Annotated in this window: 8 protein-coding genes; 4 read left to right on the top strand and 4 right to left on the bottom strand. The window is 43.5% G+C overall.

All coding sequences use genetic code 11. The features are described 5' to 3' along the window. Position 1: 1 nt before the first annotated feature. Both D0T66_RS01730 and D0T66_RS01735 read right to left on the bottom strand, forming a co-directional pair. Complete coding sequence (locus D0T66_RS01730; RefSeq protein ID WP_163355280.1) at positions 2–895, bottom strand: DUF4835 family protein; 894 nt, start codon at positions 893–895, stop codon at positions 2–4. Then, entirely contained in the window at positions 892–2,868 is a 1,977-nt protein-coding gene (locus D0T66_RS01735; protein WP_185154802.1) for an OmpA family protein, read from the bottom strand. Before D0T66_RS01735 ends, D0T66_RS01730 begins: the two co-directional genes overlap by 4 nt. Positions 2,869–3,090: 222 nt before the next feature. On the opposite strand from D0T66_RS01735, the gene D0T66_RS01740 reads away from it, so the two are divergent. From D0T66_RS01740 to D0T66_RS01750, 3 genes are all read left to right on the top strand, one after another. Further along, the gene (locus tag D0T66_RS01740) at positions 3,091–8,991 is read left to right on the top strand and encodes an alpha-2-macroglobulin (protein WP_255489677.1); all 5,901 of its coding nucleotides are present in this window, start codon (positions 3,091–3,093) and stop codon (positions 8,989–8,991) included. A gap of 1 nt (position 8,992) precedes the next feature. Continuing rightward, positions 8,993–9,682 (top strand): murein L,D-transpeptidase catalytic domain-containing protein, encoded by a 690-nt coding sequence (locus D0T66_RS01745; RefSeq protein ID WP_163355282.1) that lies wholly within the window; start codon positions 8,993–8,995, stop codon positions 9,680–9,682. 136 nt (positions 9,683–9,818) lie between these two features. After that, positions 9,819–10,211, top strand: a complete 393-nt coding sequence (locus D0T66_RS01750; RefSeq protein ID WP_163355283.1) for a DUF1573 domain-containing protein — start codon at positions 9,819–9,821, stop codon at positions 10,209–10,211. Positions 10,212–10,288: 77 nt separating this feature from the next. On the opposite strand, the gene D0T66_RS01755 is transcribed toward D0T66_RS01750, so the two are convergent. Together D0T66_RS01755 and D0T66_RS01760 are read right to left on the bottom strand one after the other, a co-directional pair. Continuing rightward, positions 10,289–12,412, bottom strand: a complete 2,124-nt coding sequence (locus D0T66_RS01755) for a S46 family peptidase (protein WP_163355284.1) — start codon at positions 12,410–12,412, stop codon at positions 10,289–10,291. A 32-nt stretch (positions 12,413–12,444) separates the two neighbouring features. Beyond that, positions 12,445–13,959, bottom strand: a complete 1,515-nt coding sequence (locus tag D0T66_RS01760; protein WP_163355285.1) for a lipopolysaccharide biosynthesis protein — start codon at positions 13,957–13,959, stop codon at positions 12,445–12,447. A 680-nt stretch (positions 13,960–14,639) separates the two neighbouring features. Between D0T66_RS01760 and D0T66_RS01765 the strand changes: the two genes are divergently transcribed. Continuing rightward, positions 14,640–15,839: an FISUMP domain-containing protein gene (locus tag D0T66_RS01765; protein WP_163355286.1), complete on the top strand. Its 1,200-nt coding sequence runs from the start codon at positions 14,640–14,642 to the stop codon at positions 15,837–15,839. Positions 15,840–16,173 lie beyond the last annotated feature (334 nt).

Raw genomic sequence — 16,173 nt, forward strand, 5'->3', positions numbered from 1 at the left:
TTCAGTTAAGTTCGTTTATTTCCCGGCTTTTTGTCGGGAACATGCTGATAAGCAGCTTTTTTATCTCCTTCTTCTCATCGGGTGTGCAGGCCGAACAGACCCGTATTATCTCTGCCACCTTGGCTTCTGCAAAGAGCGAAAAGATAGGCGACGAAGGGCGTTTGGTATGCAGTTCTTTCAGGGTATTCAATGTCTCGATAATGGTTATCCTTCCGCGTGTGGGATTGGCAGCCATTTCGTCCAAACCCTGACGGTGATATTTGTACCAGATAGCATGAAATTCAGCCATAGCGTCATCGGTCAAGGCATTGGCTACATCGTAGCGGTTATTCTTGTTCGAGAAAGGCTCCCACCCTACTGTCCCGAAGCCCTGAGCTGTATTGGCTATCTCCAACGCTTTGGCGAAATAAGGTTTTCCGCCGTTCAGCTGGAAAGAATCGAAGTCTAAGCCGATAACGAGGTTGGCATAATAAGCAATCACCGCAACCAGATTGTTGTCTACGCTCATCGTGTTGTAGTCCAACGACTGCCCGTAGGTGTAATCGAATTTAAACTGTGTATCCCTGAAATTGAGCAATGTTGTCAGGTAACCCGAATTATATACGGGGCGACGCGATGTGATTACGATTTCGGCCGAGAAAGTATTGCTCGAAGTCACCTCATTCAGCGAGATGGCAACCGAGCAATCGATGCGCTCACTCTTGTTGAACGTAGTATTTGTCCACTTGGTATCGTTCAGTATATGATTGATTCCTTCCTCCAGCGATTTGGCTATATCCTGATTGGAGAGTTGGACTTTCTGCGTATTCAGCGTAACCTTGGCAACCAGTTCCTGTGCCTGCACCGCACCGAAAGCCAATAATAGCGATATAATAAGAGCAACTATGCGCATCATTCCATATTATAAGTTATACTCAATACCCGGAACTGTGTACGACGGTTTATCTCGTCGGCAATCTCCTGTTCCTCAGGAGGTAATTGCTCGATGTAAGCGTCTGTCAGCACATCCCCTTCGTTAAATAGTTTATACTTCTTAATCACAGCCTTCGTTACCTTCTTAGGCTCGCGTTTACCATATCCTTTCGCTACCAGACGGTCTTTCGCTATGCCGCCTTCGATAAGGTAATCGACAACGGATTCGGCACGCCGCTGCGAAAGGTTATCGTTGTATTCGTCCGAACCGTGCCGGTCGGTATGGGCTGATAACTCGATTGTTACATTCGGATTCAGCTTCAAAAGCTCTATCAATTCATTCAAACCGTCTTTCGATTCGGGGCGTAAAGTGGCTCTGTCGAAATCGAAGAATATATTTTCCAGCACCACAGGCTTATTGATAGGCGTCATTACGAAATCAACAAAATAGGTGGAATCCGCCACATTCGGCAAGGTATTCAATGCCATACGGGCATTCAGGTAACCTTGCGCACTTGCCAGAAAGACATAATTCACGCCAATATCTCCCGACGAATTGTAAGTACCATTCTGCCGCCCGTCGATTTTCTTATTCGTGCCGTTATTACCCACCATACGGATAGTGGCATTCGTAACAAATTCATCGTCAGGGTCTACGATATATCCTTCGATACGGATATTCTCCTCGGGATATTCGAACCGGTAAATCCTGTCCCATCCGCGACCTTCGCCCCGGTTGGAGCTAAAGAAGCCCCGTTCGCGCTCCCCTTCGAATGTGATACCGAAATCATCGCCTTCCGAGTTTATCGGATATTTCATGTTCCCGATTTCCCATCTGCCCGAATGCTGATTATATACAGCCTTGAAAATATCCAACCCTCCCATCCCCGGATGTCCGTCGGATGAGAAATAAAGAGTGGTATCGTCGCGCATATAAGGGAACATTTCATCGCCTGCCGTATTGATTTCCGGGCCAAGGTTCTCGATGTAGTTTATCTCATCGCCTACCATATTAGCACGCCAGATGTCTTTTCCGCCATATCCTTTCGGCAGGTCGGAAACAAAATAGAGAAACTCCCCCGACGGTGTCAGCGACGGATGGGCATATACCGCCATCGTATCGCGGCTCAATTTCAGCTGTTTGGGAGCACCCCACGAGCCTCCCGCACGTTGCGAGATATAGATAGAGCTATAAGACGAATTGACCGAATCCTGCGGACTATAAGTATAATACATCGTCGTTCCTCCGGCATTGAAAGAAGTTACGCCCTCGTCAAAGTCGGTATTGACGGGTGATTCCAAATGCTCGGGAGCCATCCATTCGCCGTTATCGTCTTTGCGCGAAAAGTATATATCGTTATTCTTGACGCCTGTTATCTCGCTCGGGTTATCTCCTTTCGATTCCTTACGGCTCGAAGAAAAGAACACTTGGTCGTAATCGGGCGGCAATAACATCGGTGCAAATTCCCCGCCACGGGTAGACATGAAAAGGTTCATTTTCTTTATAGTATAAGCCGTAGGAGCGGCTTTCCATTGCTGTGCCAGTTCTGTTCCGTGCAGACCGCTCCTCGCAAAGCGGTTATCCGGCGAGGTTTCGAGGAACAGTTCGTACATCTCGGCAGCTTTTTTATAGTTGCCCGTTTTGTGCAACGTGCGCGCATATTGCAGAGGCAACGTATTGTCATCAGCTTTGTAGCGTACAGCATTGGCATAAGCCGAATTGGCTTGTATAGGCATATTGATTAAGCGGAAACTCTCGGCCGTTTTAAAAGCCACTTCGCCACGCAAATCACGCTCTTTAGGCGGAATCTTACGATACACCTTCCGATATAGTTCGGCAGCATCGTAATATTCTCCTTTGGCAAACTTTTCATCCGCCTTTTTCAATTGGGCATTGCGGCACGAACCGCCAATAACCAACAGTAGAACTAATAATATGTAGTTGTATTTTTTCAAATCGACAGACCTTTTTCTTAACTGCACACAAATATAACTCTTTTCTAAATAGATTATTGCTGATATTGCACAACTTTTGACGGACATGCCGAACATAAGCTATCGCATTTTCGTTTATTAAAAAGTGAATTATCCTTAATTTTATCCTTACTTTTATGGATTCGGAGCAAAAACAGCTCACTTTGTAAAGCATATTATTGTTATATTATAAACTATTATCGCATGAGACAGTTATTAATCATTGTAGGTATCATCTTATCATTTACCGCAAATATGGTGGCACAGAACAATCCCGAAAAATACGAGCAGCTCTGGCAGCAAGTTTCTCAATACGACGAGGACGATTTGCCTCAATCGGCAGCGAAAGAGGTGGAGGATATCCTGAAACAGGCTATCGCCGAAAAAAATACGCAACAGGTCATAAAAAGCTTGTTAGTCAAAAACATCTATAAAATCAAGATAGATAAAAAAAATAATACAGCCATTTTCGCCGATTTGAATCAATTATTGGCTGAAACAAAGGACGAAGCATATAAGGCGTTGCTCAACTCCTTATTAGCCGAGTTGTATAACGATTATTACAATTGGAACAGGTGGAATTTCTACAACCGGACAGCCTTGACCGATGTTGTTCCCGAGGATATAAAAGAATGGTCGGGAAGCAACTTTTCGGATAAAGTACTCGAACATCTGAAACAGTCGGTAGCCAACAGTGAGGTTTTAAAGAAACACACGACAAAAGAATTTGATAATATCATCGTGTTGGGCGACAATTCGCCCGCATACTACCCTACCCTGTACGACTTCCTGATGAAGCGTGCGATAGAAGAGGCACAAAAAACACCTACCGAAGACTATTATAGAAGTATAGAACATACCGGGTTTTCGTCTTCGCAATTAGCTGTTCCGGCTGATGAATATATATTGATTGACATCAAAGAGAAGCCTAATACACTGGCGCTCTATTATTATAAGCAGTATTTCAACGATTTGCTCGCAAGAGGAATGACCTCGACCGTTATATTGACCGAAATAAACAAAGCGAATTATCTTTCGGAACTGTCTTACGATTTCAGTAACAATAGCCTGTTAGATTTCTATAAACAATTGGCAGAGAAGTATAAAGATAATGAAACAAATGCAGCCGTTGTAGAAAATATTGCCCGGTTACTGCTTTCGTCATCCAATTATTCATACAAATACGGATACGAATATGCTGTAGACTACGATTCGTATAATCCGGCAAGTACAGAGGAAGCATATAACCTGTGTCAAAAGGCAGTTGCCAATTATCCGAATTATCCGTTAATCAGTAATATAAAAGAAATCATAAAAGCGTTAGAAAAGCCATATCTCGACATCAAAGGGAACAACATTTATTACCCTACGAATGAAGTGGTTGTAGACATACGCTACAGAAACCTGCAAGCTCTGGATGAAGTGCCGGAGCTAATGCTAAGCAAAAATGGCGGAAAAACACTCAAGGAATATCCGGCCAATTATAAGCGCGAGAAATCTTATTTACTGAAAGATACGACACTGAATTTGGGAAAACTCGCTCCCGGCAAGTATCAGATAACCGAACAATCTGAACTGGACGAGCTAATCGAATTCAATTTTTCAGTTACACGCATGGCTGCTTTCAGCCGCAACAATGCACCTAACTGCTATCAGGTATATGTAGTCGACCGCATCACAGGTAAACCTATCGAGGGTGCAACAGTATCGATATATAAACGGAACGAAAAGAATGAAGATATAAAACCCGAATCGGACAAACCTCTGGCTCAGGCTACAACGAATGCTATAGGCTTGGCTTCATTCAAGGGTATTAAAGAGTTGAATGGAAAAGATTATTTCAATGGTTCTTATATTGTGCAGTACGGCGAGGACATATTTCCTACACAATCGGTTAATACTAATTATTACTTCCGTTCTTCCTATTACGAAGATAATACACCCGACGCAGATGACCAGATAATAAGCATCTTCACCGACAGAGGAATATATCGCCCGGGGCAAACCGTATACTTCAAAGGCGTTGTAATGAATGGTTTGGAAAAACCTGTAACTAACAAGAAAGTAACAGCTAAGCTGAAAAACAATAATAACGAGATTGTAGGCGAAAAAGAACTAAGGTTAAACGAATTCGGCTCGGTAGCAGGAGAATTTACGGTTCCTCAATCAGGATTATTAGGTTATTACAATATCGAGCTTAGAACCGAGCGCGAAAGTGAAACCTTCAGTATTCAGGTAGAGGAATATAAGCGTCCGACTTTCGAAATTACATTCGACAAAGTAGAAAAGACCTACACCTTCGGCGAAACCGTAACGGTGAAAGGGTATGCCAAAAACTTCTCGGGAATCAGCCTGCAAGATGCCACCGTAGAATATACCATCAATAAGCAGCAATATAGCTTCTGGCGATACGGCGGAAACACTTCGGCGTTTGATAATGGAAACGTGAAAACAAATGCCGACGGTTCGTTCGAAATCACCTTTGTGCCGAAAGCCGGCGAAAACAGCTCCAGCATCAGATATGCAAACAGCATCCAACAATACACCATAAATGCGAAAGTGACCGATTTGAATAACGAAACACAATCCGGCAGCTTCTCATTACTTGTTGGGGATGTTTCGATGGCTATCAATATCAACATTCCGCTACAATTGGAGAAATCCGATACTGTGGCTGTGAAAATAGAGGCTATGAACCTGAATAATGTCCCGATAGAGACTTCCGGCAAATATCAGATTTATAAGCTCAAAGATAATGGTACACAAGAAAACGAAGTCCTCAACGGAACATTCAAAACCGGTGTACAAAAAGGATTACGTGCGCAACTGAATAAACTTGTTTCGGGTAAATACCGTATTCAGATAACAGCTAAAGACAGCAATGGAAAAGAAGTGGAAGATAAGAAAGATTTCCTTATCTTCTCCTACAACGACAAGCGCCCGCCTATCGAAACAGGTGAATGGTTAGTCAAGAAAAACGGCACGTTCTCTGCAAGCCAACCGGCCGAAATATTATTCGGACTGACTGAAAAGGACGTTAGCATCCTGTATCAGATATACGACAAAGAAAAGCTGTTCGAAGAAAAACGGATTACCTTGAGCAACAGCAATCACATGTTCAAAATCCCATACAAAGAGGAATATGGCGAACAAGTATATCTGAGTCTCACTTACGTCAAGAACGAAAAATTCTATAACAAAAATATATCGCTGAAAAAAGTACAGGAAAAACGCGACGACAAACTCGCTATCAAGCTCGAGGTATTCCGCGACCGCCTGCGCCCGGGACAGGAAGAAACATGGACCATCAGCGTGAAAGACCAGCAAGGCAATCCAAGTATAGCCGAAGTATTGGCTTCGATGTACGACAGTTCGCTCGATAAATTAGGGTCACGATATATACGCAGTTGGGTGCTTAATAAACCATATATCAATAACTATTTCAGCCCATACCAATATTACGCAGCCATAGATAAATACGGTTCAAGCTATCGTAGCCACTACTCCGAATACGACATTGAAAGAAAATATTTTGACTTCGATGTGCTGGAGTTATTCGGTTTCCAGTTCGACAATAGCTCTCACATTATGATACGGGGATTGGCAAAGGAAAAAAATGTGCCTCCACCTCCGTCACTAAAAAGCGAAATGGAAGAAGTACTAGTACAAGTAAGTATGGCTGATGTGAAAGGAGATGACAATAGATTCGGTGTAGACATTGCCGAACTGAAAGACCATAAAGTTATTATGGACGAAAATCCAGCTACAGGAGGAAGTGCAGCCAAAGAAGAAGTGCAAATCCGCCGCAATTTCAACGAAACGGCATTCTTCTATCCGCAACTGCGCACCAACGAGAAAGGCGAAACACTTGTATCGTTCACCGCTCCCGAAAGTAATACCCGCTGGAAATTCCGCGTACTGGCATACGACAAGGACATGAAATCTGCCCAGACAGAGCAATATGTCGTAACACAAAAAGAATTAATGGTTACACCGAATATGCCGCGCTTCGTCCGCGAAGGGGATAAAACATCCATTTCGACCAAAATATCAAACCTGTCTGACAAAGCTATCGACGGGAAAGTATATATCGAATTCTTCGATCCGGTGACCGAGAAAGTAATCGATTTAGCGACAGCTAACCGCGAACAGGCATTCACGCTCGAAAAAGATGCCTCTTCGTCCGCATCGTGGACATTTGATGTACCCAAAGATATTCAGCTTCTGGGTTGCCGCATTATTGCGACAAGCGAGACTTTCAGCGACGGCGAGCAGCACGTATTGCCTGTATTGTCGAACCGTATGATGGTGACCGAAAGCATGCCATTCGACGTTACCGAAGCAGGCGAAAACACTTTCGTATACGAGAAACTCAAAAATAACCAATCGGCTACGTTGACTAATTACCGCCTCACACTCGAATATGCCGACAATCCGGCTTGGTACGCCGTAATGGCATTGCCGGTATTGAGCAACCCAAGCAACGACGATGCTATTTCGTGGTTTGCGAGCTACTATGTCAATTCGTTGGGAGCAAGTATGATGCAACAATATCCGCGTGTAGCCAATATGATTCAGGCATGGCAAAAGCAAGGCGGAAGCAAAGAAACGCTTATATCCAAGTTGCAACAGGACGAAGAAGTGAAAAACATCCTTCTGGCCGAAACACCTTGGGTACTGGATGCAAAAGACGAAACAGAACAGATGCAACGCCTTTCGTTGCTGTTCGACCTGAACATGACCAAGCAGAAAACAAGCGCTGCAACCTACAAGCTAAAAGATTTGCAGGATGCCACAGGCGGTTGGAGCTGGTACAAAGGATTCCGCCCGAGCCGGAGCATTACGCAGTATATCCTCGTAGGATATGCGCATTTGCAGCATGTAGGCATGATGCAATACGGCGAAGACATTAAACGTATGCAAATCAGCGCCTTGAATTTCCTCGATAAGGAAATAACAGACGATTATGATAAGTTGACAAAGGCGAAGGATTGGGAAAAGACTTCTACTATTTCCACCAATCAGTTGGAATACCTGTACGCCCGTTCGTATTACCGCGATATACCGATTACACAGGAGGCACGCAAAGCCGAGCGTTTCTATACTTCGGTGGTCATGAAAAACTGGAAGAAGCTGAATATGTACGAACGTTCTATCCTCGTCCCTGTCCTGCTCAAAAACGGAGACAAGAAACTGGCACAGCAGATAGCCAAATCTATCCGCGAATATGCTGTAACAGACAAGAGCAAAGGCATGTACTGGCCGAATAACAAAGATAAGCAGTTTGCTTCGGGCATAGCCGTAGTCAATCACACATTCTATATGGAGGCACTCCGCGAAACGGGGGCTACCGACAAGGAAATGGATTTGATGAAACAATGGCTCGTGAAGCAAAAGCAAGTGCAGGTGTGGAACACAACCCACGGAACAATAAATGCTATCTATGCCTTACTTGCCACAGGTACCAATTGGCTGGATGGTGAAAGTAAACCTTCTGCCATTCAGATAGGAAAGCAAGTAATCGATACCAAAAATTCAGCTTTGGGAACGGGCTACGTCAAAACAAGCTGGGATAAGGCTGAAATCTCGCCGGATATGGCTACAGTCAAGGTGACAAAAGAAGGCGAACAGCCTGCCTATGGTGCTTTGTACTGGCAATATTACGAGGATCTGAACAAAATAGAAGCTAACAAAACCAATCTGAATGTAGAGAAGCAATTGTATAAAGCAACCAACTCGGGCTTGGTATCTATCACCGAAAGCAACCCGTTGCAAGTCGGCGACAAAGTAACTATCCGCCTGACTGTGCGTGTTGATAATGATATAGATTTCGTTCACCTGAAAGATATGCGCGCGCCATGCTTCGAACCGGTAGAATCGGTGTCGAGCAGCAAATGGAATGAAGGTACAATCTATTATCAGGAGACGCGCGATGCTTCGACCAATTTATTCTTCGACCGCCTGCGCAAAGGGACGTATGTATTCGAATATAGTGTATATGTCAACCGCACAGGAACTTACTCGAACGGCATCACCACTATTCAATCCTTGTATGCACCTGAATTCACATCGCATACGAAGGGCATAACCGTGACAGTGAAATAAGATGAAAAAGATAATCCTGATAGGAGGAGGTATAATCGTTGCGTTGCTGGGTATATTTTTTTATATCCAGCACATCAACGATGAAAAGATGGCCCGGTTGGCAGAAGAAATCAGGCTGGAAGAAGAAGCCATAAAAGAAAAGGAAGACCGCGAATGGCAAATCACATTCGACAGGGCAAAAGCCAAAGCCGACTCGGCCAAACTGTTTTGTGAGAAGAACAACCTGAGAACGGATTACTGCATTTTGGTCGATTTCAAAGTTCATTCGGGCAAAAACAGGCTTTTCGTCTGGAATTTTGAACAAGACACCATTGTGGATGCCAACCCCTGCTGTCACGGATATGGCAATCAACAAAACCGCAGCACAGCCAAAAAGATTGTATTCAGCAATGTCCCGGGTAGTTTATGCTCCTCGCTGGGCAAGTTCAAAACGGCCTATCGCGACAAATGTAACTATGGAACCCTTTTCCAATACCGCATTCACGGACTGGATAAGACAAACGACAATGCCTTCAGCCGCTTTGTGACGCTGCATTCCTATAGTGCCGTTCCCGATAAGGAGATTTACCCCGAACATATCCCGCTGGGCTATAGTCAGGGATGTTTTATTGTGTCGGATTATATGCTCTACAGGTTAGATAATTTAATGAAGATGAGCGACATAAAGATGCTTATCTGGTCGTACTATTAATAACCGTAAAGATATTTTATCTTTATATTACGTTCTTTTTTAACTATAATCATTATCTTTGTCCTGTGTTATGAACTTAAACATACTATTTATTGTTTAAAAAAAGATATTATAATTAATATAAACCGAGACCAAAATGAAAAAAATAGGATTTTTATTACTTGCCTTAATCCTTTCGACAAGTTTTCTTGCAGCGCAAGATAAGAAGAAAGCCCCTAAAGCAGAATTTGTTGCCGGAACACACGATTTCGGTAAGATAAATGAGAGTGCAGGAATAGTAAAATATGTATTCAAATTCAAAAATACAGGAGACGCTCCGTTGATCGTTCAACGTGTACAGCCTTCGTGCGGATGTACAGCATCTGATTACACAAAAGAACCAATCCTGCCGGGTAAAGAAGGTTCGATAACAGTTACGTTCAATCCTGCCGGATATAACGGTGCTTTTGACAAAAAACTAACTGTATTCACCAACGTTCCTAACGAAGTTTATTACCTGACCGTTAAAGGCGAAGTTCTTCTTAAATAAGATTTTCGTACTTATCAAAAATAAAATACGGGATATCGAATCGATATCCCGTATTTCTTTTATATGCTCAGCCCTATTTACTTGGCTATTTTCAGTTCATTCACAATGCGCGGGCAATTCATTACCTTGTCTACCACATACAGCACATAGCGTATATCTACGTTGATACAGCGTTGCAATTCCGGGTTGAACGTAATGTCACCACTTAGCGATTCCCAGTTGCCATCGAACGCCAAACCTATCAGGTTCGCATTTTTGTCGAAGACAGGGCTACCCGAGTTTCCTCCCGTAATATCGTTGTTCGACAGGAAGTTCACATGCATAGAGCCATCTTTGTCGGCATAACGTCCCCAATCGGCTTTAGTCAGCGCGTCGAGAATGTATTCTTGTACATGGAACTCAGGATCGTTCGGAACGTATTTCTCAAAGATACCTTTCGGTGTAGTGAAATAGTTATAATCTACCGCATCCGAAGGTTTATAGCCACCTACCGAACCATAGCTCAAACGTTGCGTAAAGTTAGCATCCGGATAGAACGCTTTGTTCGGTTCCATTTCCATCAATCCTGCCATAAACAGGCGGCTGCCTTTGCTTATCATCGGGTTATACTGACGGAGTGTACCATATATTTTCATAATACATTCGTTCAGCGACGAAGAAAATTCGATAGCCGGATCAATTTTCGCATCGCCAGCAGAAGCGTTGTCGTAATAAGCATTGATAGCATCGAGCGAAGTGAATGCCGTATTGTCGTACAACCATGCCGCATATTTGTCATAATCGCCACCGAAGCGGGTTTGTATAGTATCGTAGATAGCCGGCAGATATTCAGCAGGAACGCTTTCGGCATACAATTTCATCAAAACAGGCATCACATTGCGGTCCAATCCCGGCTCATAATCTTTGAATGCAGGAGTAAGGCGTTGACTAAGCTCGTCTTTCACATCCATACCTTCCTGTTTAGCCAGATAGTCGTATGTAGAAGCGAAACGAAGGATTTCGATACCTCCGAAGAATGTTTCGTAGAAATAGGTTTGTACAGCCGCAATATCCATTGTATTGGTATAACCGTCTTTCAGTAAAGAAAGGACTTCGCCATACTTCGCCTGATTAGCAGGCTTATCGTTCACCCATGAATTGAAACGAGATTCAATTTGCTCTTTTTGCGGGATGATACCCAATTTAGCAATCGCTTCGTTCATACCGATGGCATTCTTCCAATAGTTAGAGCTTTGCGCATATTTAGCCGCATATTTGATACGGACAGCATCGTCGGCGTTCATCGCTTCGCGCCAGATTTCCTGTTTTGCTCCACGAACAGCGATACGCGGTTTGTGCTCCGACTCTACCATTTGCTTGATTCCCCACGAAGACATATAACGCTCTGTACTTCCCGGATAACCGATAGTCATGGCATAGTCGTTCTCTTTGTAACCGTTCAACGATACAGGAACCGAGTATTTAGGCTTGTAAGGGACATTGGCAACATCGTAGTTTGCAGCCTTGTTGTCCTTGTTGGCATATACACGGAAGATAGAGAAGTCGCCTGTGTGGCGCGGCCACATCCAGTTGTCGGTCTCATCACCGTATTTACCGATTGATTGCGGAGGCGTACAAACGAGGCGGATATCCTTGAATGTTTCGTATACAACCAGATAGTATTTGTTCTGTGTATAGAAAGGAACGATACGGGCTGAGATAAACTCGTTGCCTTCGTATTGTTTCAGGTATTCTTTGATTTTTGCGTTGACTTTCTGCCCGCGTGTTTGCTCATCGTCTTCGTCGGTAACATCGGCCAAAACATAATCGGTAAGGTCTTCGCTTTTCTGAAGGAATTGGATAGTAAGCCCTTCCGCCGGAAGTTCTTCTCCGAAGCTCTGGCTGGCAAATCCGTCTTTCAGGTAATCGTGTTCTACCGAACTCAGTTTTTGTATAGCATCGAAACCACAGTGGTGATTCGTGAAAATCAACCCTTGGTCAGATACGGCTACACCTGTACATCCCCGGCCGAAGATAACAACTGCATCTTTCAACGATGGGTTTTCTTCACTATAAACTTTATTCTCCGGGAATTTGAATCCAAGCTGCTTCATCTTAGCCACACTTTGGCGGTTCAGTTCTTTCAGCAGCCACATCCCCTCGTCGGCCTGCATGTTGCATGCAACCAACAAGATAGCTAATGACAGTAATAACTTTTTCATCTCTCGTTTTTAAAATGGTTATATAGAATAAATTATTTCTTCTTCAAGAATTTGTTTATTATCGGAATTTCCTTTAAAGGTAAATCTTTTTTGATAATAATAAGCATAAAGATAATCAACAATACAGTCCGGAATGATAGCCTTAACACCTCATTCTCAATCGGAACATACATGCCGGCAACATAGAAGACAATAGCAATGACGAAGTAGAAAAGAATCGTTTTGACATCATATTTTATCGGATAATATTTCTGCCCGAAGATATAGGAGATTGTCATTATCAGCGCGTTAGCAGCCAATGTAGCCCAAGCACTGGCAATGTATCCGAACATTGGAACAAGGAATATATTCATCACTACCTGCAACACGCAACCGATGATAGAAAACCATGCACCGAAGCGGGTATTGTCGGTCAGTTTGTACCAGATGGAGAGGTTGAAATAGATACCGAAGCAGACTTCGCCCAGCATAGCCGGAGGAAGGATATTTAACCCTACAACATAGTTTTTCGCCCCAATCCACAGGATAAATTGCTGGATAATATCGATATAGTACATGATGCCGACAAACAGCAGCAAAGCGAATATCACAAAGTATTTCATCGCATCGGCGTAGGATTGGCGGTTATCTTTGCCCTTGTTCCGCCCGAAAACAAAGGGTTCGTAAGCGTAGCGGAATGCCTGAATAAACATGGTAATAATCATGGCAAATTTGAGACAGGACTGGTAGATACCCAACTGGCGGTGCGCCTCATTCAAATCGTCGAAGATATAAGGATAGGTCAATTGAGCGACCACCTGGCTGACAACTCCGGCAACTCCCAGTATAAGCAGCGGGAAGGAGTATTTCAGCATCCTTTTCAACAGCGGGCTATCGAACGAGAAGCGCACTCCTTTCAGCGTATTAAGCAATAAGATAATCAACACAATAGCTGTCGACAGCAGATTCGCCACAAAGATATAGCCGATGCCATAATCAGGATTATAGAACCATTCTATCAGCTCGGGCATATTTTTATATATCCACGGACAAGCCAAATAGAAAAACAGGTTGAACAGGATATTAGCCACTATAAAAGCTACCCTTATCGTCATAAAACGCACCGGGCGCTTCTGATAGCGCAGATAGGCATATGGTATCGTCATAAAGGCATCTATCGCGACAAAGACGGCCATCATCAGGATATGGTCGTTGTGGTTTTCGTACTTCAATGCCGATGCTATAGGGTCGATAAACAGGAAGCACAGCACGACGAAAAGAATAGAGGTTGTTGCCAACGAAATAAGGGAAGTAGCATATACTTTATTCGGATTTTCTTCTTCCTTACCCATAAAGCGGAAGAATCCCGTCTCCATGCCATAAGTGAGCAATATAAGGAAAAGGGCTACGTACCCATACAAAAAGCTGACCTTACCCATATCGGCAGGATCGGAAAAGACATACATATAAAAAGGCCAGAGACACCAATTGAGCGAACGCGCAAGAATACTGCTTATCCCATAGATTGCAGTATCTTTTGCCAAACCTTTCATACCGTTTCCCGCCATAGCCATTGTTTTAAGCACAAAAGTAATATAATAAATCCGTTCTCTTAGCTTCGCAAAGGAAATAAGTGTACAAGTTTGCAAGTTTATGGGGAAGAAATCTTTTTCTATGTTAAAATTCAGGAAAAGATAATTATATCCGAATATTTCCTTTATCTTTGTGGGGTAACAGACTTAATATAAACGGTCAAACAATGTATCAAAACAAGAAAATATTTTCACCTATAGATTTTTGTATCAACATTTTAGTCGATATAAAATTCACACACACACACACACACACACACGAAATATAATAAATATTTCGGTTTAATCCAAATTTTTATAGAAAAAAGTTACTTCGCCCTTCGGGCAGTTACTGCGTGCTTCGCACAGTTACGAGTTACAAGGAATAACTTGCAAATTGTTATATGGCTTTGCCTCCACTCGTTACTCGTAACTTGTAACTCGTCCACTAAGATATTTGCTTGTGTTAATGTCAGGGGTGTCCCGGGCTGTGATAGCCGTCGATACCCCATTTTGCAACCAAAAACCAAAAACAATATAATTACACAGAGAACCACTGAGACTGCGCTGAGTTTCACTGAGAATAAGCTCAGTGTGTCTCAGTGTTTCCTTTGTGTATCTCAGTGTTACAAAATTTCCAAATATGCTAATTTACTAATCTTCAAATTGATATTTTTATGAGAAAAACTTTGACACAGGCTATCATCATAATAGCCTTATTTACAACAATCGGCTTGCAGGCGCAGGTAACTATCGGCAGTAGTACACCTCCCCGCACCGGCGTGCTACTCGACCTGACCGAAGGGGCAACCACTACCCGCGGATTGAGTATGCCACGGGTGGCGTTAACCAAGCTGAAACCCGCCAATGGAACGGAACTATCGGCATCTATCGGTGGAAGCGGAAATTGGACATTGACCGACCACACGGCACTTGCTGTGTACAACACTAAAGCTGACTATTGTGCCGTCGACCCTATCTATGAAGGCTTATATGTATTCGATGGTACAGAGTGGCAATATCTGGGACAAAGAGGAACAGCTACCGGCATTTACGTTGTAATCGATGCACGCGACAACGAAACATACCTGGCTCGCAGCTTCGATGCTGCTGGCGATTGGATGCTGGAAAGCATGCGGTACAAAGATGCTTCAATAAATCCGGGGGCAGGTAATAACAGTAGTACAGACAGATTTTATATTTACCCTAACGGCAACCCAGGTACACCAAGCACAGCACCAATAACTTGGAAAAAAACTCAGGGCCTTCTTTACACCTATGCTGCCGCAACATTGGGAGAACAAGATGCGGTAATTGTAAACCAGAGTCAGATATCCGGTAGCGTACCCGGCACAGATGAGGTAGAAAATAGTGGGCCTTCAGGCGCAGCCCCACACAAATATTTACAGGGTATTTGCCCTTCCGGTTGGCATCTACCGAGCGACCGGGAATGGAACGAGTTAGAGAAAGAGATCTACGAACATGCCGATAAATACAGCCAATACGCACCCGGTTACTTATCTGGCTGGTCTGGTGGCGCATGGAGTAGCAGCTGGGAAACAACAGGTGGCAATCGCGGCTCCAGTCCAGAAGGTCACGGCATAGCCATGAAATCGGGGTGTGGCCTACCTGGCCAAAGTAATCCCTCTGGAAAGAGCTTACCAGCGGAACAGGGTGGCTTTGACGCCCTGCTTACGGGCTACGCCAGCGATGGTTTGATGCACGACTACGGCGACAATGGTTACTTTTTGTCGGCTAGTAGCTTCACCAACACCCGCATGATGAGTCGGTATGTCTCTCACAACAATTCGCTAGTATTCCGGATGTTTTCCTATCGCAACTACCTGTACTCCGTCCGTTGCAAAAAAAACGAATAGCCCACCTCACCCTATATCCCTCTCCCAACGGAGAGGGACTTTTTTTTTAATTACCAGTAAAGATATCAGCGTATTTTTATCTGTATTTATATAAGCCTCCCCCACGGGGGAGGTTGGAGGGGGTGAAAAATAAAAAGTAACCACAGCAAAAAATGCTCAAAAGAAGTATACTTTTTGTATACCTTTTTCGCTTAATTAACTTATTATAAGAAACTAACGAACGGTACAAAAGTAACAGTAAGGTGACAAAAAGGTAACACCCTTGTGTATTTTCGGGGAGTAGCATCAAAATATCGGAATAAACGTTTCATCTATCGCTTAAATTCTTTACTTT

Origin of the sequence: Dysgonomonas sp. 25, from assembly GCF_010501075.1 — a bacterium.
GTDB lineage: Bacteria > Bacteroidota > Bacteroidia > Bacteroidales > Dysgonomonadaceae > Dysgonomonas.